Raw genomic sequence first — 25820 nt, forward strand, 5'->3', positions numbered from 1 at the left:
AACCCGGCGATGCTTCAAAGACTGATTGTAATCTGCACGTTACTCGCGCTGCTGTCGATCCAGACCGTTTCAGCCCAAAAAAAGAAACGCACCGACAATATTTACGCCCGGCAGAACCTCATAGCCTGGTGCATTGTGCCGTTCGATTCCAAAGAACGCAACCCCGAACAGCGGGCCGAAATGCTGAATAAGCTGGGTTTCACCATGCTCGCCTACGACTGGCGCGAGAAGCACATTCCCGAATTCGACGCTGAACTGGAAGCGTTGAAAAAGCATCACATCAAGTTACAGGCATTCTGGCTGTATTCAGGCCCGAACCCTGAAAACGACAAGAACCTGCCCATTATCCTCGATCTGCTGAAACGGCACAAGGTCAGAACCGAGATCTGGTGTATGATCGGCGGGATCAAAGACATGGACAAAATGACCCGGCAGCAGAAGATAGAGGCGGTGGCCAGACCAGTGGGCTACATTGCAGATAAAGCTGCGGAGATTGGCTGTACGGTAGGGCTTTACAACCACGGCGGCTGGTACGGAATGCCGGAAAATCAGCTGGAAGTAATGGATTATCTCAAAAGACCTAATATCGGGATTGTCTATAACCTGCACCACGCTGAGGAGGATATCGAGCGCTTCCCCGGGTTCTTCCCTAAAATACTGCCGCATTTAATGGCCGTGAATTTAATGGGCTTAAAAAAGGGGAATCCTGTGAAGGTGGTTCCGGTGGGAGAGGGTGATGCCGAAGCGGAAATGATCCGCATCATCCGCGAGAGCAGCTATCGCGGACCGATCGGTATTATCAATGAAGAAACCGCACCCGACGCCGAGATCGGGCTGATGATGAATGTCGATGGCTTGAAGAAAATATTGAAAGAGCAGGGCGATGTTCGGGCGTTGAAAACTTATAAATAGGGAAGAAGGAGACTATTGTTGCATTTCACGGACTTCGGCGTAACCGTCGAACTCGTAGATCGGGCAGCTGGCCGCGATGGCGGTGGCTTCATCGAGGTCCTTGGCTTTGAGCAATAGAAAGCCACCTACGATTTCCGTACCCACGTAGTGAATGCCTTCGCTCGGTTGCCCGTTTTTGACAATGCGGCCGTTGAGCGTCAGCCCGCTGCCGCCTGCTAGCTTGCCTTTGGCACCCCATTCGGCAAACCATTTCGACCAGTTTTCCCGATGCGCCGCAATTTCAGCCTCTGTATGTGAACCCTGCCGAGCGTCGGGCCGCCGACCGTCGGGACGCCGACCGTCGGGACGCCGACCGTCGGGCTCGCGGAAAATGACAATGTAGTTTTTCATGGTTTTTCAGGTTGAAGAATTTTTCAAAAGTAGCAACTCACTCCGACCTGAATGTATACAGAATGCCTTTTTAATTGCTATTTAATAATCGTGCAGGCCGCGCTGGTGCAAATCTCATGATTTGCACCCACTATTCGCAGGCCTCCGGCCGGTCAGTATCACAATATCGCTTTGCAGTATCGACCGGCCGGAGGCTTGCGAATAGTGGGCGCGAAGGTCAACCTTCGCGCCAGGTCGTTGACCTTCGCGCCCCATTTTACCGGGCCCGGTTTTGCTCCGTCTCTCCGGTGGATTTGCTGTTAAACGTAATTTTTCCCGACCTCCCAAACCGGTATACTGCGCTGATGCCGAAGAATGCGGTAGAATACGTGCGGTGATAGTAAATGTTGGTGGCACCAACGCTGTATTTGCCATGTACGTGGCTTTGGTGAAAAATATCGTTCGCCGTGAGCCTGACCTTCAATGCATTTTTCAAAAAGTCTTTCTCAACACTAAGCGTTACCGTCGACCGGCTGAAATCGTTGTAAAGCCCCTGCGATCTTTCGCTCAGGTACCAGGCCATAAGCTGGATCTTAAAAATATGGTTTACATCAAAAGTATTGCTGGTGTAGGCATAAAGCTGCGGCCTGAGTTTGACGGTTGCAAACCCATATTCGGTATCGATCAGTTTGTTGCGGCTTACTGTTACCGTGTTGGTAGTGCTCCACCAGGCGATGTTGAATGTCGCTGAGGCGGTAATGAAGAGGGAATGCTCCCGCGCGAGGTTAATACCCTTTAAAATATAGCTGTTGGGTGAATTACCGCGTAATGCAGCACCGCTGAGCCGGTCTTTGGTGTAGGTGTAACCTGCGCGGACGTCGATTTGCTTGTATTGCAGGCCGGTTTCGAAGGTATGGACCTTTTCGGGCTGCAAATTGGGGTTGCCCTCGATGGTCGTGAAAGGATCCTGGTAAATCACAAACGGGTTTAGCGCCTGATAGCGTGGCCGGGTGATTTTGGAAACATAGGATATGCGGCTTTGGACGCCATTGGAGAAGTTTTTGCTGATAAAAAAATTAGGGAAAACATTGAAATACTTGTCCCCAATCACCTGCCCGCCACGTGCGGTCGTATTGAGCGAATAGTGGGTGTACTCACCGCGCACACCAGCCCCGAAGCGTATATCATTTCGCAGGCTGCCCTGATAGTTAAGGTATGCGGCAGGTACTTTTTCGTCGTACCGGAAGTTGCTGCTCAGGCCGGGATTAGGCAGGAATGGCCCGTCTTCGGTGGAAACCATGAAATCGGTGCCCGAGCCGTTATCTGCATAGCTGAACTTTGCTCCGGTTTCGAGTTTGCCGCCATGGCGGAATGCTTTCGTATAGTCGAGCTGGGTGCTGGAAATGCGTATGCGGACGAGCACATCGTTGAGCAGGTTGCGCAGACCGGTACTGTCGCCGGTGAGGCTGTTTTCCGCGATGCGGTCGTGCTGGTCGGTTTTAAAGCGGGCATATTGCGTACCTATAAACAATGCCGAGCCGAGGGTGTCCAGCGTATGCTGGAAATTGAGGGTAACGGCATGGTTCCAGCGTTTTTCGTCCTTCGCGACGCGGCTCTGGTAGAAGCTGCTGCCCTTCATGTCGGTGAGCGCATTGCTGCTATTCTGTTTGCCGCCAAGGCTGTTGAGATTCCCTTTGTAACTTAATGAGATGTAGCTGTTGGTGCTCAGGTTCCATTGTGCACCTGCGCCGAAATTGGAGTAGTTACGCAATTTACGTTGCCAGTCGGTGGTGAGGTCGGAATGGAGGTATTCGGTAGGCGAGGGGCGGGTGCGGGTGGTGTGCAGTACCTCGCGGCTGTTACCGGTTTGGAGGGCATAATTGGCTTGTAATGCCAGCTTGTTGCGCACATACTGGAGGTCTGCGAGGGTATTGAGTTCGCTGCCTGCGAATTGGGTATAAGCATATTGCTGCGTTACCGAGCCTGTCATACCGCCGTCCACGTCCTGCTTTGTAATAATATTGATCACTGCCTTACCTTCGGCATCGTACCTGGCCGACGGGTTAGGGATCGCCTCTACGCGGGCAATGCGGCTTACGGGGATAGCCGCCATCTGTTCATAGGTAATGGCTTGTCCATTCAGGAAAATCAGTGCCTCACCGCGCCCGGCCACACCCGCCCGGCCCTCGGTAAAGATAATGCCCGGCGACCTTCCAAGCAGTTCGGTAGTCGATGTGCTGCCAGCCAGGATGCTGCCTGCGACCTGTATTTCGGTAGTGCCGTTGGCGCTCTGCCTCACGAGCGGCGCCTGCCCGCGCACGGTCACGTCCGCGAGCGATTGCACATGCTGGCGCAGGAGGATGGTGCCAAGGTCAACTTGTGTGCGGTTATTTCGACGGATGACAATGAGCGTGTCGGAAAAACCGATTCCGCTAAGCCGGAGTGCAACCGTTTCCCGGTCAATGCCTGTGAAGGCAATGCGGCCATCTTCAAATGGCGCGCCTTGTAGCAATGCGGAGTCGGGTAGGGCCAGCAGGCGGGCATATACGGCGACCGGCTGCCGGTCGCCGTCGACGACGTTCCCTGAAACCGAGTATCGACCCTGGGCAATGGCTATTTGGGTAAATAAAAAAAGGATGGAGAAAATGATGCCGGAAAGCTTCATGGCTGGTACTATGGATGGTTTAAGGCAAAAATCCAAAGCCGGTCGTTTCCGGAAGTATGTAAAAGGCGAATCAGGAGTACGGATTTATAAATTCGTACTGTTGTTAATCGGTAATTGGCTGGTTAATAACTGATTGGTAGGAGGATGGCGTCACGCCCTTCACCTTCTTGAATGCAGCAAAAAAAGTCGATTTGGAATTGAAACCCACCTCATAACCGATCGCTTCGAGCGTGAGGTGCTGCTCGGTGGCGATCATTTTGCAGGCTTCGGCGATGCGCCACTCATTGATATACGTCGTGAAATTCTTGCCCAGGCGGTCGTTCAGCAAAGCCGAGAGCTGGTGCCCCGAAACCTGTATTTCCCGCGAAAGGTCGTGGAGTTTCAGGTCAGGGTTTTTGTAGATGCTTTTTTCGGCCATCACTTTTTCCAGTTTGCCCAGCCATATTTCAGCGTCGCTTTCATTGAGTTTTTTCACAACCGGCTTGTCGGGTAAAAGCAAGAACAGTTCGTCGGTTTTCTTTTTGTAAATCACGAGCGTGATCATCAGGTAAAGAACCAGCGAGAAAGCGATGGAGCCGCTAATATAGGGTGCAAATGGCGCATTGATCAAAGAAGAGAAATAGAAGAAGAATACCACCACATTCCCCATAAAAATCATCGAAACCCACGTTTCTGCCGGTTTCATGGGTTGGGTGCGACTGAAAAGCTTTCGGAGCAGGCCCCGCATGTGCACACCAGAGGCTACAATGAAGGCGAACCATTGCAGGTAAATGACTTGTGGTATGACTTTTCGCCATACAAACTGATGCTCCTCATAAGGAAGCGCGATATCCACAATGAGGGTAAGGGCCGCCAGCGCCACAAGCGTCCATATCCAGCTTCTGGCTAATTTTTCACGTGGCGTCACCGCCGACCGTACGAAGTAAAACAGGAACGGACCGATGAAAAAACAAGCCGAAAGGCCGATCTGCACATATATTTTGGGCAAACTTCCATCGAAATACAGGAATATCGATTTGGTAATCCGGATGCTCAATGCCAGCAGCAATGCACCGAGAAAGTTGTTGGCGAGGTATTTCTTTTGGGTGAAAAACAACAGGAATATTCCCAGCAGAATACCGTTGAAAGCACCCAGCGCGCTGAAAAAGAACAGAACCTCCTTGCCTGTATTCATAAATCAGAAACGATTGTATCCCAAATGTAACTGTTTGACAACCGGTTTTCAAGCGCTATTTGCGACTTGTCCGCTTTGATTACACGGATGTTCGGAATCGGACATTCATCGGACTGTCCCAATCGGCCGAAACCCGTTTTTGAATGGCTCAGGCCTGCTTTTCTAAATTTGGCACGGCATTTGCCCGACATTATCGGAATAAATGCATTCAGCCATGAAAAGAACATTTTTGGGAGAATTGGAAGAGGTTGTCCTGCTGACGGTCGCGGTGCTGGGCGAAGAAGCCTATGCCGTGACCGTCGCACAGGAGCTCGACCACAAGGCGGGCCGGGCCGTCGGGTTCAGTACCGTGCACACCACCCTGCAGCGATTGGAAGAAAAAGGATTCCTTTCGTCCGAAATGGGCGGGGCAACTGCCGAGCGCGGCGGTCGACGCAAACGCTTTTTCCGCGTGACCGCATTCGGCCGCAAAGCGTTGCGGGAATCGAAAGAGGCGAGAGAAGCGTTGTGGAACGCGATGTCGCCGGATACACTCCAGCTAATGACCCGTTGATATGGATCCGAAACTGCACTCCGCCAAGGCGAACTCTGCCGGGGCGGGCCCAACTCCGCCGCGTTGGGCCACCCGCCTGCTTGCCAGCTGGTCGCACCCCGACGCCCGCGAAGAATTGCAGGGCGATATGCTCGAAATGTACGCCTACTGGCTCGAAAGCCGCGGTAAACCGGTCGCCGACCGGAAATATGCCCTCGCGGCCATTCGCCTTATGCGACCATTCGCGCGCCCGAAACGCTCAAACGACTATTCCGAAACCTATTCATTCAGCGCAGCCATGATCCGGAACTATTTCAAAATCGCATTCCGCAACTTACTCAAAAGCAAAACGTTTTCAGCCATTAACGTCCTGGGCCTCGCGCTTGGGATGGCTTGCAGCCTCATGATCATGCTCTGGATCCGCGACGAACGGGCTGTCGACGCGTTTCATGCCAACAAGGACCAGTTGTACCGGATTTATATGCGCGAATATTTCAGCGGGAAGGTGCAGGGCGTGATCTGGACGCCGGGGCCGCTGGCCGACGAGCTGAAAAAATCGATACCGGAGATAGAAATGAGCACACCGTATTCCTGGACCATCCAGCAGACCTTTTCCGCCGGGAATAAAATAAACAAGGAGGCGACTAACTGGGCGAGTGGGGATTTTTTTAAGATGTTCAGTTTTAGGCTGTTGCAGGGTACCGCCGAGGGGGCATTGCGTGATAAGAGCAATATCGCCATTTCGCGTAGTATGGCTGAATCGTTTTTTGGAAGTCCGGAAGCGGCTATCGGAAAGGCCATCCGCTACGATAATCGCAAAGAAATGACCGTGTCTGCGGTTTTCGAGAATATCGGGCCCAACAGCTCGCTGCAATTCGATTGCCTTATGACCTGGGATGCCTACGTCGACGACAATAGCTGGGCCACGCACTGGGGCAACACTGATCCGCTCACGTTTTTCAAATTGCGGAACGACGCCGATCCCGCCAAGGTGGAAGCGAAAATGCTCCATCTGCTCGATAAAACTGACCGCGACGGAGGCAAGCCCTACAAGACACAGCTCGCCATGCAGCCTTTTCATGAATATTATCTCAACAGCAATATCAAAGATGCCCAAATGGACGGCGGGCGTATCGAATATGTGCGGTTGTTCAGCTTCGTGGCCGTGTTCATTCTGCTGATCGCCTGCATCAACTTTATGAATCTGGCTACGGCACGCTCGTCGCGCCGTGCCAAAGAGGTGGGTGTAAGAAAAGTCGTTGGCGCCATGCGCTCGATGCTCGCAGGACAGTTTATGGGGGAAGCGTTGTTGATAGCGACGCTATCGGCGATCCTGTCGGTGGTTCTGGTGGCCTTGTTACTGCCGGCATTCAACAATCTCACGGGCAAGCAAATGGTATTGCCGTTTTCGGAGCCGCTCTTTTGGCTGGTGATCGCGGGCTTGCTCGCTGTTACGGGCCTGCTGGCGGGAAGCTATCCTGCATTGTTCTTGTCGTCGCTTAATCCGGTACGCATTCTTAAAGGTGCCCTGAAATTCGATTCAAGCTCCGTGTGGGTGCGGCAGGGACTGGTAGTGTTTCAGTTCGGGCTGTCGATGGTACTGATCGTCGGAATGATTGTCATTTACAGGCAAGTGGGATTTGTACAAAGCAAAAACCTGGGATTCGATCGTGAAAACCTTATCTATTTCCCCATCGATGGCGAGCTTTTCAAAAAATTTGAACTGCTGAAAGAACAACTGACGCAGGTAGCGGGAGTAAAACAGGTCTCACATATGACCGCCAATCCAGCATCCAATGGAAACGGTACCGACGGCATCACCTGGCCCGGCAGCGACCCTGGCGCCCCGGTGAGGTTCACGCCGGTGGGTGTAGGTTATGATTTTACCAAAACAATGAAACTTAAAATGGCCGACGGCCGCGATTTCTCGAAGGATTTCCCTACCGACTCGTCAGGTGTGCTCGTGAACGAAACGGCGGTGAAAGTAATGGGTCTTAAAGATCCGGTGGGCCGGGAGATCAATTGGGGCAAATCGAAAGTGCGCATTGTAGGGGTTTTGAAAGATTTTCATTTTGCGTCGTTGCACACGGCCATTCGCCCGTTGATCGCTTACCTGGGGGCACGCGAGCCGCAAGGGAGCGTTGTGATCCGTATTCAGGCCGGCAAAACACCCGAAACTTTGGGTGCGATCGAGCGGATATGCAAGAAGCTCAACCCCAATGTGCCGTTCACCTATGCATTTACTGACCAGGAATATGCGCGACAATACCAGAGCGAGCAGCTCGTAGGCAAACTGGCCGGTTATTTTGCCTTTCTGGCGATATTCATTTCATGCCTTGGATTGTTTGGTCTCGCGGCATTCACCGCCGAGCAGCGTACGAAGGAGATCGGCGTCCGGAAAGTACTGGGCGCTTCGGTAGCGGGCATTGTCGGGCTGGTTTCCAAAGACTTTCTGAAACTGGTCGTGATGGCCATTATACTGGCCTCGCCGGTAGCCTGGTACATTATGAATCAATGGCTGCAAGGGTTCGCCTATCAGATCGATATCGAATGGTGGATGTTCGTGCTGGCAGGGATGATTGCGGTGTTGATTGCCGTTTTTACCATCAGCTTCCAGTCGGTCAGGGCGGCGATGGTGAATCCTGTGAGGAGTTTGCGGAGCGAGTAGGCGGCTTTGAGGCTGACCGCTGATCAGTTGAATCAGTAGGGCGAGTGTCAGGCATTGTTAGGTATAGTCATTTGCCTTCGTCGAAACATGTTCTATGGCCGGTGGGCCCACATCGCTATACTTTTGGATACTGTGTTAAAGGCGTTGCGCCGGAATCTATACACCATGATACTGGTTTGACTATTGGATGGTTTTGAATGCCATCCAGACAAAGACGAAAATCAAACAGGAAATGGAAATAGGAATCAGCATGTTCGGGGATCTGGCATTTAACAATGAGACCCGTTCTTTTCAGTCGCCGCAGGAGCGCTTGCAGGATATGTTGGAGGAAATCAAGCTGGCCGACGAGGTTGGGCTGGATGTGTTCGGAATAGGCGAGCATCACCGGCCGGATTTTGCGGTTTCGGCGCCGGAGATCATTCTGGCGGCAGCAGCTTCTGTAACCAAGAATATTAAACTTACCAGCTCGGTAACCGTATTGAGCTCCGCGGATCCGGTTCGGGTTTACCAGAACTTCTCAACCGTAGACCTTATTTCGGGCGGTCGTGCGGAGATTACGGTAGGCCGGGGTAGTTTCATCGAGTCGTTCCCGCTTTTCGGGTATGATTTGAATGACTACAATGGCCTGTTCACCGAAAAGCTGCAATTGCTGAAAGAAATCAATGAAAACGACGTGATCACCTGGAAAGGCAAGTTCCGCGCAACGCTCGACAGGCAGGAGGTTTTGCCTCGTGCCGTGAACAACAACCTGGAAATATGGGTGGCCGTAGGCGGTACGCCGCAATCGGTAGTGCGTGCTGCGAGGCTCGGTTTGCCATTGATCATCGCCATCATAGGAGGCATGCCGTCGCAGTTCAAGCCGTTTTTTGAATTATATAAAACCGAATACCTGGAAGCAGGGCACGATCCTGCCAAAATGCAGCTGGCTACGCATTCGCACGGGCTGGTGGGACAGGACGGAAAAGCGCTGAGCGATTTGTACTTCCCTTCGTATGCGGCTCAAATGGACCGCGTCGGCCGCAGCCGCGGGTGGGCACCTTATACACGTGCGCAGTTCGAAGGCGGACAAAGCCGCAGCGGCGCATTGTTCGTAGGCGAGCCGAATGAAGTGGTGGATAAGATCCTCTACCATCAGGAGATGTTCGGCCTTACGCGCTTTCTCATGCATACGGACGTAGGTGCGCCTGCGCATAAGGATTTGATGAAGTCGATCGAACTGCTCGGAACGCACGTCGCGCCGGCAGTAAAAAAGGCTCTGACGGTGAATCAATGACGTTTTTGAAGCGGGTGCCGCAAACGCACCCGCTTTTTGTCGCAACAGGCATCGCTCCGTTTCCCGGAAACCCGGCAACTTTGTAACATCAATCATCACTAAAAAACACAAAGAAATGGAAGCGACAACACAACCTGTAACTGTACAAGCGAATATCAATGCACCGGTAGCGGATGTCTGGAATAAGTGGAATGCGCCGGAGCACATTACCCAATGGTGTTTCGCATCCGACGACTGGCATGCCCCTTTCTCTGAAAACGACGTACGCGTAGGCGGCAGCATCAAAACCACCATGGCTGCGAAGGACGGCAGTTTCAGTTTCGATTTCGGGGGTACCTACACCGAAGTGGAGGAAAATCGCTACCTGGCTTACACCCTGGGCGACGGCCGTAAAGTGACTGTTTTATTCGAACAGGACGGCAATGGTACCAAAGTAACCGAGACATTCGATCCGGAGAATACGCATCCGGTCGAGTTTCAGCAGGCTGGCTGGCAGGCGATTCTCGATAATTTCAAGAAGTATGCGGAGCAATAACTGGTCATTAAGCCAAGTCGTAGGCGGGCGGCCCGGTCGGTAGGATCGGGCCGCCCGCTTTTTGCTTCACCCGACTCATCAGAAAAATAGTAGATCACAGTTAATGCTACTTTATTAATTTTGATGTCCAGAATTTAAAAGTAAATGCAATCCCGAATAACATCCCGTCTTACCAACCGCCAAAAATGGGAACTTGGTCTGGGCTTCGCGGTCATATATGTGCCAATACGCATCTATATGAACGTCTTGCAGATCGATATGCCTACCTTCTGGCATCGCTTGCCGCTGTGGACGATGGAGGTGCTGTTCAGCATTGCCTTTTTTATTCTCTGGATCAATGTAATCGAATGGCTCCAGTACATTACTTCCCGCTTTCTGGGAGAAGATTTTCCCGATCGTTTTCGTGTATTGAACCAGGCAATCATGCTTGTGGTGGCGATTGGCCTGGCTATGGTGTTCAACCATTGGTACCGCTATCTCTGGCACTGGATGGAGGCGGTTTTTGATAAAAGGAGCTTCGATGTACTGCCTATTACCCTCAACAAAACCCCCGTGTTGAAACAGCGGGCCAATACGAGCATTACGGTGCTGGCGCTGATGGCGGAATATTATCTCGCGGCCAACAAGCGCGTGTACGAGCGCCTGCAAAGGGTGGTGGTCAACGAGGAACGCTTGCAGAAGGAAAACGCGACAGCCCATTTCAATGCATTGAAGAATCAGGTGAGCCCGCATTTCCTTTTCAATAATTTTAGCGTGCTCACGACGCTGGTGGAAACCAACCAGGAGCTTTCTGTCAAATTCATCAATCAGTTGTCCAAGGCATACCGGTATATTCTGGAAAAGTCGGTTTACGATTCGATTAAACTTGCGACGGAGGTTGAATTTCTGGAAACTTATATGTTCCTGCTGATGATCCGGTTTGAGAACAAGCTCAGTCTGGATATCCGCATTTCCTGCCAGGAGAAAGACAAATACTCGATCGTGCCGCTCACATTACAGCTGCTCGTGGAAAATGCGGTGAAGCATAACCGGATGTCGGCCAGCAATCCGCTGCTAATTACCATCGGTGTAGAAGGCGATTACCTGGTGATCCGCAATCCGTTGCAGGTGCGCGAGCTGCCCGAATCTTCCACACGGCTCGGCCTTCAGAATATTGTGAACCGCTATAAATTGCTGATCGACAAGCCGGTGATGGTCGATAAGACCGACGGCTGTTTTACCGTTAAAGTGCCGCTGCTTTCATGAATGTGCTTATTATAGAGGATGAATCGCTGAGTGCCAACCGCCTGGAAAGTCTCGTGGGCAAATATGATCCCAAAATCAACGTGATGGCCAAACTCTCGTCCGTGAAAGAGAGTATCCAATGGCTGAGCGACGCCGCGAATACGCGCCCTGATTTGATTTTCATGGATTTGCATCTGGAAGACGATCTGGCATTCAAGATCATCGAGGAACTGAAATTGACGATCCCCATCATTTTCACCACCGCGTATTCCGAGTATACACTCAAAGCATTCAAAGCCAATGGGATAGACTATTTGCTGAAACCGGTCGATAAGGCTGAACTCACGGCGGCGATCGACAAGTTCGTAATGTTACACGCCAAATCCGCGGCCACTCCAGCGCCGGACTTTGCTGCTTTGATGGCTATGTACCAATCGGGTAACGAGGAGGGTTATAAGGAGCGTTTCCTTGCCTCGGCGGGTCCGAAACTTTTCAGTATTCGTACGAGCGAGATCGCCTATTTCACCATTGAGCAAAAGGCCACGTTCCTCCGCACGTACGACGGGCAGCACCTCGCGATGGATTATAGCCTCGACAAACTGGCGCAAATGCTCGACCCCAAAGAGTTTTTCCGCATCAACCGCTCGCTCATCATCGCATTGAACAGCATCCGCTCCATCTACACCGTTTCGGCCGGCAGGTTGAAGCTCGAACTGACTCCCGCCACTGCGCAGGAGGTCTTCGTCAGCGGCGATCGCATGGCCGATTTCAAGCAATGGCTTGGTAAGTAACCGTTGTAACCGGGTTTCCTTTCTTCCTTCCAAAGCGGGCATTCGGCCCCTGAAATCCGGCATTGGGCACCTTTGATTTTTCGGTTTGGGCATTGGTAAACATCTTTGCTTACTGACTGTGTTTTTGCGGAAACCAACAGTAAGTTGACCATAAACCTAAACCCTGTGTTTCGTGGACGCCGGACACGGGATGAGGTGACTATTCCTAAACCCTTCTTCAACGTGATGAAAGAACTCAATATCGATCAAACCCTGAACCTGGTAAGCTGCGAAGCCCGCGAGCTCGAACAGTCATCCCGCTTTGGCGGTTTGTTTGGTATTGCATTTGTCACGGAAGGGGAGGGCGTTTTGTCCTGCGACGATGATTCGTGGCACTACGAAGAGCAGGCGATCTTTCTCCTTTCCCCCGGCCACCCAATCCATTTCAAGTCCTTTTACAGGACCAATTTACTTACTATCTTCTTCGATCCGTTCCGTATCGCCGGGGCGGCGGATCCTTTCAACAGCTTCACAGGCATGTTCCGCGCTGTGCGCGACCTGTTTTCAGTGCCCAATTTCCTGCGCCAGAAAGAGCTCCGCAATGAAACCGACCGGCTGGCAGTTACGCACCTTGTCCGACTGATCGAAACGGAACTCGGGCATTTGCAGGACAGCAGCCGCGAGCTCGTGGCAAATTCGGCCGCATTGCTGGTCAACCTTGTGAAACGCAATTTGCCGGATATGCACAGGCCGGAGACCGTTGCTCAATATAGCGAGGAAACCGACCGGGTGCTCAACGAGGTACGAAGAATGCTGGAAGGCAATGAATATCTCACCATTCAGGAAGTGGCCGCAGCGATGAAAATGTCGCAGTATAACCTCAACAAGCTGGTGATCAAAGGGACTGGCGAGACGTTGAAAGCTATTATTTCGCGGTATCGTGCCGAGCTTTTGAACAGTAAGTCAGTCGTGACGGCCGACCACTGACAGCCGTCAATCCTCTTTTGTAAAATCCTTTCCGCTTCCGGCGACATCTGCCCCGACCACAGACTTCAATGCATCAATGGCCGGGGATGACCGCATTACGCAGCCTGTGAGGGCATATTGCGCGTGTCGAAAGCGCCGGAGCGGGTTAATGCACCACAGAAGGCTACCTTGCTAAAATCCGTCAATAAATGATTAAAACCCGGTATGTTTTCGCTGGGATTTTGGGCTAATTTTGGTAAAATCCAACCTTAATATCCTGAATCCTATGATGCATAACTACGTAATGCGCTCGCGCTGGGCGGTTTTTCTATTTTGCTGGTCCGCTGCATTTGCGGCAGCAGCACAGTCCACCAAATCTAAATTTAACCTATATGAACAAACCAGCGAGGTAGCGGGTCTGGTGATCCAGTATGCGCAGGACATTCGTGCGGTGAATTACTTTTACGGTCCTATGCCCGCGGAGGGGCGGGGCCAACGCGGTAATGGTCCCGCTCTCGAATCGCCGGAGCAACGTAAACGGCTGCGGGAGGTGGATAACGACTATCTGGGCAAGCTTGCCAAGATGGATTTCAACGCGATGAGCATTTACGGGAAGGTGGATTACCTGCTGCTGAAACGTAATATCGACGACCATTTGCTGACATTGAGCCAGGAGGAAAAGGAGTACGGGCAAATTGAAAAGTACATTCCCTTCGCCGTGGGTATTTATGAACTGGAAAAAGGCCGCCGGCGTGGCGCTACCGTGGATGGGCAGGCAGTGGCAGCGAAATTGAACGATTGGCAGAAAGAAGTAAAGCAGGCCGAGGAATCGTTCAAAAAGCTGGAATCGATCGATATGCCGCTGTCGCGCATGGGTGTGGAGGCAATAACCGGCCTGCAAGCGCGGTTGAAGAGTACATTTGAGTTTTATAATGGTTATGATCCGTTGTTTACCTGGTGGGTGCCGAAGCCCTATAAAACGCTGGATAGCACATTGCTGGCCTATTCGAAACTCATCCGCAGCAAGGGGAAACTCAATACGACGCAGAAAGAGGACGCCAGCGGCATCAAAGGCGTTCCCATTGGCCGGGAAGAGTTGATTCGCCAGTTGGGAACTGAAATGATCGTATACACACCCGATGAACTGATTGAACTCGCTAATAAGGAATTCGCGTGGTGTGACAAGGAACTGCTGAAAGCATCCGCGGAAATGGGTTTCGGAAATGAGTGGAAGAAGGCGCAGGAGAAAGTGAAAAACAGCTATGTTCCGGCCGGCACCCAACCCGAACTGATCCTGAAACTTTACAATGATGCGAAGGAATTTATCCTCAAAAACAACCTCATAGACTATCCGGAGATAGCCGACGAAACCTGGGGGATGCAAATGATGACACCGGAAAGGCAATTGGTGAACCCGTTTTTCCTGGGCGGAAGGGACATTATCATTTCTTATCCTACCAATACAATGGCGCATGACGACAAGCTGATGAGTATGCGCGGCAACAACCCCTATTTCTCGCGTTCCACCGTACATCACGAACTCGTCCCCGGCCACCATTTGCAATATTATATGAACAGTCGTTACAAGTCCTACCGCAGCGATTTCCGCACGCCGTTCTGGACGGAGGGCTGGGCATTGTATTGGGAGTTGCTTTTGTATGATAAAGGTTTTGCCAAAACGCCCGAGGAGCGTATCGGAATGCTTTTCTGGCGTATGCACCGCTGCGCACGTATCATCTTCTCGCTGAATTACCACCTGGGCAAATGGACACCCCAGGAATGCATCGATTTCCTGGTCGACCGCGTCGGCCACGAGCGCGCGAATGCGGAAGGGGAGGTAAGGCGGTCATTCGAAGGGAATTATAGCCCATTGTATCAGGTAGCTTACCTCATCGGCGGCTTGCAGCTATTCAGTCTGAAAAAGGAGCTTGTCGACAGCGGTAAAATGACATTCAAACAGTTTCACGACGCCGTGATGAAGGAAAATAACATGCCGATCGAAATGGTGCGTGCCACATTGACCAATCAGTCGCTGAAACCCGATTTCAAAACCCAGTGGAAGTTTTATCAGTTTAAATAACCTCTTTAATCACTCCTATATCATGTATTTCAAAGAGGCAAACCCGCTGGCTTTGTATGCTGGCGACGTGAGTGGTTTGCTTTTTGGAAAGGCGGTACTTGGCGGTAAGTAAAAAAGAGGCTCAATGGGCCTCTTTTGTCCTAGAAAAGAGAGGTTCTAATACTTCCCGCGCCTTTTTTAGCTTTTCAGGAAAAAGGACTCTTCCTTCGAGATAACTCATGTCTTTAACAGGCATTTCACCTGGTTTCACAGATCTAGGTTTTGAAGTTGATTCCATATTGCTTCTCTGTTTTCTTTTCTTCCAACTAAAAAACTTATATAACTCTTTCCGATAACGAATTCTTCCCAGCCGCTACATTCGGGTTTACCAAAAATAACAAATTCTTTCTGGATTTCGGCTAAATTACTGACTATGCCAATTCTATATAATCTGTTCCTTGAATCGGTACTTCCTATTGCGAACACGAGTGCATCCGGATACCAGAACATAAATTCCCTAACAGTCCATGCAACTGTACTAAGTACTTTCAGGCGATCTCCGTTATTGGTTACGACCAGGTCATTAATATCGTTAAGAGCTTCGTCAAAGTCGCCAAAAGCGAGGTTGTATACATCTCCCAACCCGGTCCATGCATACTCAACTATCTTTTTAACTGCTCCCTTGTTTCCGCAACTCATAAATTCATACACCAAATGTGATTCGTTTGCGAAGCAAGGGTAGCAGTCTAAGTTCATTCAGATGAAGGGATAAAATGGAACACAAATGAACGTAATCCAATCTATTTTTTCATCCCCTCAACGCCTCCACATCCCTTACACTTTTCACCAGCTCTTTCCCGAGTACCCTGTTGCCATTTTCGGTTATCAAGAGGTTGTCCTCAATGCGAATGCCCGTGAAATCGCGGAACAATTCCAGCTTTTCGTAGTTAATGAATTGGGCGAGTTTATTCTCGGCTTTCCAGCGGTCGATGAGGGTGGGAATGAGATAAAGGCCGGGCTCGACGGTGACGACAAAGCCGGGTTCCAGCGCACGGCCCAGACGGAGCGATTTCCAACCGAAAGTGGTGCCTTTTTTCAGGTCGTCGGTGTAGCCTACGTATTGCTCGCCCAGGTTTTCCATGTCGTGGACGTCGAGGCCCATCATGTGGCCGAGGCCGCATTGGAAGAACAGGGTATGCACGTCGTGCTCGATGGCTTCTGCCACGTCACCTTTTACGACGCCCATTTGCTTCATGCCTTCGACGAGTTTGGTGGAAGCGAGTTTGTGAATGTCTTTGAACAAAACCCCTGGTTTACAGGCGGCAATGGCCGATTCCTGCGCGTTGAGGACTATTTCGTACATTTCTTTCTGAATGCTCGTAAATGCCTTACCCACCGGAATGGTCCGCGTGAGATCGCCGCAGTAATGCATGGCGGTTTCAGCCCCGGCGTCGCATAATGCCATTTGGCCGTCGCGGATCGCGAGGTCTCGGGCGTGGGTGTGCAGGATTTCACCATTGACCGTCAGGATGACGGGGTAGGAGATGTCGCCGCCCTGTGCGATAGCCATGCTTTGGAGCTTGCCGGCAATTTCTCTCTCAGTCATGCCTGGGCGGGTGTCGCGCATGAAGGACAAATGCATGTCGACAGAGGTGTTTACGGCTTTTTCAAGTTCGGCCACTTCCTCCTCCGACTTATATGACCGCATCGAAACGACAGCCTTAATGAGGCCGACAGAGGCCTTTTGCAGGGCCTCGGAAGGATTCACATGCAGCCATTCCTGCAATTTCAGATAATGCTCGCCGCGGTATGGAGGCAGGAAGTGAATGCTCTGCCCGCGCGACAATGCGTCTTTCAGGAAGCTGCCCACAGCTGCCGCTGGTTTTACTTGGCTGACACCCACTTTGGCCGCTTTTTCGGCCAGGGCTTCCTTCGGGCCGGTCCATACGATGTCGTCGATGGTGAGCTCATCGCCGAAAATGATTTCACTGCCGTTGTCGAGGTCGATCACGGCGGTCAGTGACGCCTGGTCGATGCCGAAGTAATAGAGGAATGTGCTGTCCTGACGGAATGGATATACGTTATCGCGGTAGTTCATGCCGCTTTCCTCATTGCCGAGAAGCAGTATCAAGCCTTTGCCTAGTTTGGATTGAAGTGTTTTTCTCCGGTTTAAGTATGTTGATTGTGAAAACATGGGATAACGGAATTTTGAAATACAATAAAAAATTTGCTCACCGAAACAAATATACTCCGTCCGGCGAGCAAATAGGAACTACCTAACCCAAATTTATAAATGGTTCAGTAACCCGGGTTCTGTTTCAGATTAGGGTTTTTGTCGATTTCATTCTGCGGGATTGGGAAGAGCGCGCGCTGGGCCGACTGCGGGCGGTGGTTGAACCATTTCTTGGTCTCATACACCCCGAATCGGATCATATCCTGACGGCGGTGTGCTTCCGCGGCGAATTCCCAGCCCAGCTCATCCAGGAACCGGCCAAACTGAATATCGTCGCCTCCCTGACGCTCGGTAATGGTGCCGTCCGTCGCCTGGTAGCCGTAATTGTAACGACTGCCTTTCGTCAGATCGGCCGCCGTTACCTTAGCCTTTTCCGGTGAGGCTTTGAACGCACGTTGGCGCACCTGCGTAACCAGTTCGGCTGCTTCGGCAGCCTTGCCGGTGCGCAGCAATGCCTCGGCTTTAATCATCAGCACATCCGCATACCGCAGGAACGGGAAGTCGTTGTCAAGGCTGCCCGTGGCATTGGGTTTGATTTTGTATTTACCAATGCGGAACCCGTCCGACGACGAGGTCTTGTCCATTCCCGGCACCGCCTTGTTGTAAGTGATCACGACGGCACCGGTTGCGGCACTTTTCTGCGGACCCATGATCCAGGTGTCGGCCAGGCGGGTGTCGGCGGCGTCGTAGGTGTCGATAAACTGGGGAACGGCACAGTTCCCTCCCCACGGACCGGCGTTCATCGGGTACACCGATCGGCTCAGGGGATCGAGGGTTTTCATGTGGATCTGGTTGCCGGTCCCGTAAATTTCATCGTAAGGAATGGCAAATATGATTTCCTTGGAATTGAAGTTCGTCCAGGTGAAAACATCGGAATAATTGGCATCCAGCACATATTTGCCGCTTTTGATCACGTCATCGGCTTCCTGGATCGCCTTCGCCCATTCGGGTGTGCCTGTGTATACCTGCGCATTAAGGTAAATTTTGGCCAGAAGCGTTTTCGCACCCCATTTGTTCATCTGGCCGTAAGTGGTGCCGGCGTTTTCGCTCAGATTCGGAAGCGATTCCGTCAGTTCTTTTACCACAAAATCATAAACCTCTTTACGCTGGCTCTGTTTGGGAAGGGTAACGTCCTTGAAGTCGGTTACAATAGGCACGTTACCATGGTTATCCAGCAAAAGGTAATAGGCGAAGGCACGCACCGCACGGAGCTCTGCGATGGTCGCATCCTTGCCGTTGGTTAGCGGCAAATCACCGTCCGCGATCTGAGACAGCACGCGGTTCACCGTGGTAATGCTGGCAAATGCCTGGCGCCAGGCATTTTCGGGCTGCCATTGCAGGGCCGTCCACGTGTGCTGGTGCATACGGCGGTAGGTGCCGCCATCGTCCCAGCCATTGGGGCGCACGGGCGTGATGATCGCGTCGGCGGCCTCTTCCTGCAAATCAAAATAGCCCTGCCAGCCGAGCATTAGCGAGCGTAGCGACGAGTAAACGGGCGCCACAATGGCCGGAAGGTCCTTTTCGGTTGGTTGGTAGCTGCTCCCGAGCACTTCGGAATACACTTGCTCGTCCAGGTCGGTGCAGGAGTAGAGCGGAGCCCCGGCGAGTAATGCGGCCAGGATCGCGTATCTTATATTTTTGTTTTTCATAAATTCAAAATGTTTGTGGATCAGAATGTTACGCTCAGTCCGGCTGTAAATGTCCGGGTGGTAGGGTATTTGTCGCGGTAGTCGTTACCCGGTGAGAAGCCAGTGAAAATCACGCCCTCGGGGTCGATGCCCGTGTAGCCGGTAATAGTTGCCAGGTTGAGGCCCGACACGAAAATGCGTGCGTTTTTAATGCCTTTGATCGTGTTGGCAGGCAGGGTGTAGCCCAGCGTCACATTGTCGATTTTCCAGTAATCACCTTTTTCGATGTAATGCGACACATATACGAGGTCGGTATTGAGCACCTTGCCGTCGATCGGATCGTAGGCGGTTTTAAGCATATTGTAGGCCTTATTACGAGGGTTGTTATAGAACATGCTCTGGAAATTGAGAATGTCAAAACCAAAGGCGCCGCGCATATTCACAGCCAGGTCGAACTGCTTGTAGCGGATGTTGTTGTTCCAGCCCACAATGTGTTTTGGAATACCATTCCCATAATACTGACGGTCTTCCGGTGTAGCGTCGGCAATAGGGATCACCTCGCCATCCTTGTTTTCAATGAGCCATGCGCCCTTATCGTCCACACCTACGCTTTTCCAAACGAAGAAGCGGCCGATCGGCTCACCTACTTTCACGCGGTGTGTGCTCACCTGGATAGGCTCGCCCGTGTAACCCGCGTCGAAGAAATCGTTCGCAGCCTGGAACTGCTCGTTCGAAAGGCTCACGAGCTTGTTGCGGTTGGTGGAATAGGTGAATCCTGTATTCCATTGGAAATCACCCGTCTGGATAGGAACGATATTCAACAATACCTCGACTCCCTTGTTTTGCATTACCCCGGCATTGATAAACATGCTGCCCGTCAGATAAGGCGGAACCGGAACCGGGAAATTGTAGAGCAGATCTTTCACCTTACGGCTGTAAAAATCGATCGATCCGTTAATGCGGTTTTTCATAAACCCGAAATCCACCCCGGCATTGTATTCCTCTTTTTTCTCCCAGCGAAGGTCGGGGTTGAAGTTACGTGCCGGAACGAAGCCCGGTACCCATTTGCCGCCGATAAATGCCCCTTCTTCGCGGTCGAAGTTGTAGCTGATTTGAGACATATACGGATTGTTCGCGATCGTACCCGTTACGCCTATACCCGCGCGAAGTTTGATATCGGAAGCCGCGCCGAGGCTGCCCATGAAGTTTTCCTTGCTGATGCGCCACCCTATGGACGCCGCCGGGAATGTACCCCAACGGTTGTTCACCCCGAAGCGCGAAGAGCCCTCGCGGCGCACGCTGGCCATGAATAGATATTTGTCGCTCAGGCTGTAAGTCAAGCGGCCGAAGAAACCTGCGAGCTGCCATTTGTTTTTGGTACTACCCATGCCGGCCTGGCCTTTTTGCAATGCGCCGCCCGCACCGAGGTTGTTCCAGTCGTAGGCGTCGGTCGGGAAATCCCAGTTATTGGCCGAGAATGCCTCGTAGGTAGCGTCCTGCCAGCTGTACCCGCCGAGTACCGAGAAACGGTGCTTGCCGATGGCTTTGGAATAATTTCCGGTGAATTCAAGCAGGTTCTCGTTGTTGGCGTAGGTGCTGCGGAACGCGGTCGCATTCTGATTGCTCAGGCGCGTGGCCGTGTGATTGAATGTGGTGGAACCGCCTTCGAGGTTGCTGTTCTGAACGTTCGATACGAGCAACTTGAAATTCAGGTCATCGATCGGCGCGTAGTCGAGGCTACCGGCCATACGCATTTCCTTGAACGAACTTTCGTAATTCGATTCATTGAGCAGCGAAACGGGATTTTCATAGAAATAACCGTCGCGCTCCTGCCACTTACCGTCGTCGGTCCGCACGCGGTCGGTAGGGTTGCGGATAATGGCCTGGCGGTAGGCGTAGCCGTAGGCCGCGTCATCGTTGGCCGGGCTTACCGCGCCGTTGGAGCGGGTGATGCGGTTGATGATCTGTAAATTGGTTTTCAATTTGTTGTTGAACATCGCATGATTCAGGTCTGCACGACCCGTGAACCGGTTTTGTCCCGATCTCAGGAATATACCCTCCCAGTTGCGGTAGTTGATCGAGCCGGTAAGGTTGGTGGTACTGTTTCCTCCAAAGAACGTGAGGTTATGGTTATGACTAACCGGTTTTTGCATGATTTCCGAAAGCCAGTCGGTATTGCCGCCGTAATCGGTGTAAGCGATTCCTTCCTTGATTTTCTGACGGTAATCGTCGCCCGTGAGCAGTTCCGGACGGCGTGCGATGGTCTGGATATTGACATAATTGGAATACTCGATCGTCGACCGCGAAGCGCCGCGGTTTTTGCGCGTCGTGATGAGGATTACCCCGCCGGTAGCACGTGTACCATAAATCGCCGCCGCCGAACCGTCTTTCAACACGTCCACCGATTCGATATCTTCCGGTGCCACGGTGTTCAACCCGCCGGGAATACCATCGATCAGGATCAGCGGGTTGGCAGTCCCTTCAATGGAGTTTATACCCCGCAAATTGATCTGCGTGTTGGAGGTAGGAGAGCCGCTAGGGGTCGTAATGCGCAAACCGGCCACTTTGCCCTGCACCAGCTGTGCCGCGTCGCGCACGGTTCCCTGGACAAAATCTTCCCGTTTGATGCTCGCCACAGAGCTGGTAATGTCCCCTTTTTTCTGCGTACCATACCCGATCACCACCACTTCCTGCAATTGTTTCTGGTCGGGTGCCAGTTCCACAGTGAACTCACTCTGGTTGCCTACGGACAGTTCCTGGCTCACGTAACCAATGTAGCTCAGGATCAGCGTCGATCCCTCTGGCACTTCCAGCTTGAACTTTCCATCCGTGTCGGTGGCGGTACCCACGGTATTTTTTCCTTTTACGATGATGGTCACGCCGGGCAGGGGGTTTTTGTCTTCTGCGGACACCACTTTGCCGGAAATCTGTCGGTCGGCGGCGAGCGCCAGGGCGTTTTGGGTCAGGAAACAGGCGACCGCCGCCGCGAGGAGGCAAAAGCGGTGCAGTTCCCGGATCAGGCGGGATAATGGTCTTTTCATACAATTGGAGTTAGATGGTTAAACTTATTTGAGGGTACTCATTGGACTTTCATAATGCCGTTCATGATCCGCCAATGGCCGGGTACTGTGCAGAGGAACGGGTAGTCGCCGGGCTTGTCGGGCGCGATGAACACCAGCGTCGCATTGCCTTCGGGGCTTACGAGTTCTGTAGCATGCAGTACTTCGGGCATTTTGGGTACATAGTTGAGCGCAATAGCATTCGCTTCCCGCGCTAGCAAGTCGGCCGCATTGCCTACTTTTTCCAATGTCCCGGGTTTGATAATGAGTAGGTTATGCTGCATGAAATCCGGGTTTGTAAACTGTATGGTCACCTTTTGGCCGGGTTTTACGGTGAAGTTTTTTTGGTCGAACTTCATTTCATGCTCGATCACTTTCAGTTTGATAGTGGTGGGTGTGCCTTTGCCTTTCAGGACTTCAGCGGTCGCTGTCGTAGGTACTGAGGCTGTACCTGAGGGTAATGGCGTCCGGGGGGCCAGGCCTTGAAAGGCCTGGTTATGGAGGTGCAGCGTACTCTTGATGTCCAGCCAGCCGTGCAGCCTTGCATTGTCGGCATACGCGCCTACCTGGTTTCCGTCGCGCAAATCGCGGCCGAGGCGGATGTCGTCGGGGATGAACGGCTGGTGGAAAAGACCGGCGGCATTACCGGTTACCGGCGTTTCGTCTTCGATCGCGAGCGTCATTTTTCCGCCTTCCGAGAGGGTGGCGTAGGCATTGAAGCGCTCATCAGGTAGTTTTCTCGTGGAAGTAACCTGGTACGATTGGCCGTTTTGACGCACCAGCCAGTGCATTTTGCCGTCCTGCATATACAGGCTATACCCGTTCTGCCGGTTCCCCTGAGACACTACCACACCCGAAAGGTCTTCCTGTGCTTTGGTGATAATGGCTTTGATCCTGATTTCTTTGTGGGAAACATCGGGCGGGTAGATCGGAGGCGACCATAGATTCAACATATAAGTCTCCTCGATCAATCCACGTTCGATACGCGCCGTTAATGTGGAGTCTTTGAGCTTCGCAGCCGCCGCTTTGAAACCATTTTCATGCTTGATAACCCCCGAAAAGATCGCCTGCGCCAGGTACTCATCGGCCGCGTTCTGCGAATCCTGGCCTGCCAGGTACAGCATCCGGCCGATTTCCTCCGAAGCGGGCAAGTCGGTCAATGCGTGGATGGTAGCCAACCTCACTTTCAGATCCGGATCGTTCAGCGAGTTGGTCCATTTCAAGGCGGAAAGCGTCTTGTCGTTACGAGGGAGCAGCTTCACGGCCGTCTTGCGAACGCCGGCTGCCGGATGGCGCATAGCGCGTACGAGTGTGTGATAGGCTTCTTCATTTGGGCCGGTGAAAGCACCGAGGGCATCGAGTGTCCATAATGCATGTACCGCAGGGCTATTTAATCCGATTTCATCCACAGATGGGTCGTTTACCATTTTGATCAGCTCCGGGATCACCGCGGTATTCTTCGATTCGACGATCAGCCGCTGTGCCGTGGTACGCCAGAACATATTGTCGTTTTTCAAACCGGCCACCAGACTTGCCGCGTCGTTTTTATCGAGTTTCGGATAGGGAGTTTGCTTCGCATTTTTCCAAACGATCCTATATATACGTCCATGCTGATTGTCGCGCAGCGGGTTAATGTAAGCATTACCCTTCCCATTCTCGAAACCGCGCGGGGTAGGGTTGTGCTGGATGATGAAACTGTACCAATCGGCCACCCACACGGCCCCGTCCGGGCCTACTTCCGCATGCACGGGCGAGAACCATTCGTCGGCGCTGGCAAGCAGGTTAAAGCCATTCTTCTCTTTGTAACCTGCACCTTTTGGTTTCAGCAATGCCTGGTACAGCAATCGCCCGGTCGGTTCGCAAACAAATGCGGTGGCATTCCAGTACGATTTCGGGAAATTGCGGGCCGTATAAAGGTTATGCCCTGCCGCGGCCGTAAACCCGCCATGGAAATCCACCTGGCGGAGCGCGGGCGTGAGGTAGTTCATTTCATAATGCGAATCGAGTTTGTAAACCGTATTGCCCGAGCCGTCTGCTACCGAACGCTTTACGTATTCAAGCGGCATGGCAAAATGCCCGCTGTAATTCCCGTTCGCTGTTGAAATAAACACTTCAAATTCCTCCGAAAAACCCAAGCCCCAGGTGTTGTTGGAAGTACGGCCGATGTATTCCAGGTTTTTGCCATCGTTGTCGAAGCGGTAAATGCCCTGACTGAAATTCAGCTGCTTACCTGAGTTCGTGCCGCGGAATCCTGCATAGCCCAACACACCCCATATTTTGTTGTCCAACCCATATTTAAGGTTCGAAGGCCCGGCGTGCGTATCGCTTTTGCCCCAGCCGGAAATGATGTTCTCGCGGATATCGGCCTTGTCGTCGCCATTGGTGTCTTTCAGGAAAATGAAATGCGGTGCCTGCGCCACGATAAGGCCGCCGTTCGCAAATACCAGACTGGTCGGAATATTCAGATTATCGGCAAAAATGGTGAATTTGTCGGCTTTGCCGTCGCCGTCGGTGTCTTCGCAAATCTTGATGCGGTCTTTGCCTACGCCGTCCTGGTCGCGTACTTCGTTGGGGTAATCTCGCGTTTCGGCTACAAACAAGCGTCCGCGCTCGTCCCAGGCCATGGCAATGGGTTTCACGATGTCCGGCTCGGAGGCGAACAGTTTCAGTTCAAAATCCACCGGCACCTGCGTCAGTTTCTGCGATTCGGCGGGGGATAGGGGCTGCTGAAACTTCGGCGCAGGGTCGCGTTTTTCGTAATTGGGGACGTTGGCGTCGGTGTAAGTGGGTTTGGGTAAATTGAATTTCGCTAGCCGCGCCTTCGCTTCATCACTCACGGCCCACATAATGCCATTGGCAACCAGTTCCTGAAATGCAGGTTGCTTCCAGGTGCGCTCGTCGTGCCCGTAGGCAGTGTAGAATACGCGCCCTTTGCCCTGTGTGCGCACCCAGGTCCACGGTTCGTGGCGGCCGCCTTCGACGCGTTCCTGCAACACGATGATGTCCGGGTTCAGTTTCGAATGCACATAAGTTTCGTCCCAGGTTTCAAACGTCTTCCAGCCCTGCATTACCGGGTGATCTGCTTTCACCACCGGCGCAGTGAATGTGCCATACTCGTGTGAGCTGAACTGGCCGCCCACCGCTTTGATATACCAATCCGAATTCTGGAAGCAGAAAGAGGCCGCGTGGAGCGGAATAAGCGCTTTACCACCCTCCACGAAGGTTTTCAACGCATTTTCCTGCGCCGTTGTAATGGTATTGTGGTTGGCATAAATCACCACGCCGTCGTACCGCGCGAGATTTTCTGCGTTCAATGCGTTCGGGTCGGAAGTATAAGTGAGGTTAATGCCCTTCTGGAACAACGGTAACGATAGCATTGGAAAGTACTTTTCCGAGAAATGGTGCCGGCTGTCGTGGCCAAGGAACAGCAGCTCGATACGGCGGCCGTCGCCGCGGCGGCCGGTGTCAGTTTCAGTAGAGGCGGTCGGACGTTGCGCGGGGCCTTGCTTCTGCGCGCAGCCGTGCAGGAGAATGACGGAGATAAGGAAAAGTAACGTTTGTTTCATGGGAGGCTATATGCTTTAGGCTTTAAGCTGTATGCTATAAGTCTGTTATTTCTTGGTTTTTTAACGCGTCGTTTTTTGCTCTTTGGCCAGGAATGCCCATTAAGGCAGTTCACTGCCTTTGCGAATCGAACTTTTCAAACTAAAAGCTTAGAGCTTATCGCCTATGGCTTATAGCTTACAGCCCCTT

Annotated in this window: 17 protein-coding genes; 9 read left to right on the forward strand and 8 right to left on the reverse strand. The window is 52.2% G+C overall.

Annotated features, from left to right (window positions below; translation table 11 throughout):
* Positions 1-9: 9 nt before the first annotated feature.
* Entirely contained in the window at positions 10-912 is a 903-nt protein-coding gene (locus AC2YIT_RS06170) for a sugar phosphate isomerase/epimerase family protein (protein WP_487278604.1), read from the forward strand.
* Between the two features lie 12 nt (positions 913-924).
* On the opposite strand, the gene AC2YIT_RS06175 is transcribed toward AC2YIT_RS06170, so the two are convergent.
* The 3 genes from AC2YIT_RS06175 to AC2YIT_RS06185 form a co-directional block, all read right to left on the reverse strand.
* Positions 925-1302 carry a YciI family protein gene (locus AC2YIT_RS06175; protein WP_487278605.1) on the reverse strand — a complete coding sequence of 126 codons (378 nt, stop codon included), beginning with the start codon at positions 1300-1302 and terminating at the stop codon, positions 925-927.
* A 256-nt stretch (positions 1303-1558) separates the two neighbouring features.
* On the reverse strand, positions 1559-3946 hold the full coding sequence (locus AC2YIT_RS06180; protein ID WP_487278606.1) for a TonB-dependent receptor domain-containing protein: 2388 nt from the start codon (positions 3944-3946) through the stop codon (positions 1559-1561).
* A 103-nt stretch (positions 3947-4049) separates the two neighbouring features.
* On the reverse strand, positions 4050-5120 hold the full coding sequence (locus AC2YIT_RS06185) for a helix-turn-helix domain-containing protein (protein ID WP_487278607.1): 1071 nt from the start codon (positions 5118-5120) through the stop codon (positions 4050-4052).
* A 214-nt stretch (positions 5121-5334) separates the two neighbouring features.
* On the opposite strand from AC2YIT_RS06185, the gene AC2YIT_RS06190 reads away from it, so the two are divergent.
* The 8 genes from AC2YIT_RS06190 to AC2YIT_RS06225 all read left to right on the forward strand — a co-directional run bounded on the left by AC2YIT_RS06190 (position 5335) and on the right by AC2YIT_RS06225 (position 15168).
* On the forward strand, positions 5335-5673 hold the full coding sequence (locus AC2YIT_RS06190) for a helix-turn-helix transcriptional regulator (protein ID WP_487278608.1): 339 nt from the start codon (positions 5335-5337) through the stop codon (positions 5671-5673).
* A gap of 1 nt (position 5674) precedes the next feature.
* On the forward strand, positions 5675-8320 hold the full coding sequence (locus AC2YIT_RS06195) for an ABC transporter permease (RefSeq protein WP_487278609.1): 2646 nt from the start codon (positions 5675-5677) through the stop codon (positions 8318-8320).
* Between the two features lie 232 nt (positions 8321-8552).
* A complete protein-coding gene (locus AC2YIT_RS06200; RefSeq protein ID WP_430847466.1) occupies positions 8553-9593 on the forward strand; it encodes an LLM class flavin-dependent oxidoreductase in 1041 nt (346 codons plus the stop codon).
* Positions 9594-9708: 115 nt separating this feature from the next.
* Complete coding sequence (locus tag AC2YIT_RS06205; protein ID WP_487278610.1) at positions 9709-10128, forward strand: SRPBCC family protein; 420 nt, start codon at positions 9709-9711, stop codon at positions 10126-10128.
* A 144-nt stretch (positions 10129-10272) separates the two neighbouring features.
* Entirely contained in the window at positions 10273-11373 is a 1101-nt protein-coding gene (locus AC2YIT_RS06210; protein ID WP_430847470.1) for a sensor histidine kinase, read from the forward strand.
* Entirely contained in the window at positions 11370-12143 is a 774-nt protein-coding gene (locus AC2YIT_RS06215; protein ID WP_430847472.1) for a LytR/AlgR family response regulator transcription factor, read from the forward strand. Before AC2YIT_RS06210 ends, AC2YIT_RS06215 begins: the two co-directional genes overlap by 4 nt.
* Before the next feature lie 225 nt (positions 12144-12368).
* A complete protein-coding gene (locus AC2YIT_RS06220; RefSeq protein ID WP_487278611.1) occupies positions 12369-13109 on the forward strand; it encodes an AraC family transcriptional regulator in 741 nt (246 codons plus the stop codon).
* 265 nt (positions 13110-13374) lie between these two features.
* Positions 13375-15168: a DUF885 family protein gene (locus AC2YIT_RS06225; protein ID WP_487278612.1), complete on the forward strand. Its 1794-nt coding sequence runs from the start codon at positions 13375-13377 to the stop codon at positions 15166-15168.
* A 246-nt stretch (positions 15169-15414) separates the two neighbouring features.
* Here the strand turns inward: AC2YIT_RS06225 and AC2YIT_RS06230 are convergent, their stop codons facing one another.
* The 5 genes from AC2YIT_RS06230 to AC2YIT_RS06250 form a co-directional block, all read right to left on the reverse strand.
* Positions 15415-15903 carry a DUF6934 family protein gene (locus AC2YIT_RS06230; RefSeq protein WP_430847478.1) on the reverse strand — a complete coding sequence of 163 codons (489 nt, stop codon included), beginning with the start codon at positions 15901-15903 and terminating at the stop codon, positions 15415-15417.
* A gap of 52 nt (positions 15904-15955) precedes the next feature.
* Entirely contained in the window at positions 15956-17278 is a 1323-nt protein-coding gene (locus AC2YIT_RS06235; RefSeq protein ID WP_487278613.1) for an aminopeptidase P family protein, read from the reverse strand.
* 167 nt (positions 17279-17445) lie between these two features.
* Positions 17446-19029: a RagB/SusD family nutrient uptake outer membrane protein gene (locus tag AC2YIT_RS06240; protein WP_487278614.1), complete on the reverse strand. Its 1584-nt coding sequence runs from the start codon at positions 19027-19029 to the stop codon at positions 17446-17448.
* Between the two features lie 20 nt (positions 19030-19049).
* Positions 19050-22049, reverse strand: a complete 3000-nt coding sequence (locus AC2YIT_RS06245) for a SusC/RagA family TonB-linked outer membrane protein (protein ID WP_487278615.1) — start codon at positions 22047-22049, stop codon at positions 19050-19052.
* A gap of 38 nt (positions 22050-22087) precedes the next feature.
* Positions 22088-25633, reverse strand: a complete 3546-nt coding sequence (locus tag AC2YIT_RS06250) for a PVC-type heme-binding CxxCH protein (RefSeq protein ID WP_487278616.1) — start codon at positions 25631-25633, stop codon at positions 22088-22090.
* Between the last annotated feature and the right edge of the window lie 187 nt (positions 25634-25820).

This window comes from Dyadobacter sp. SRI_021 (assembly GCF_057586235.1).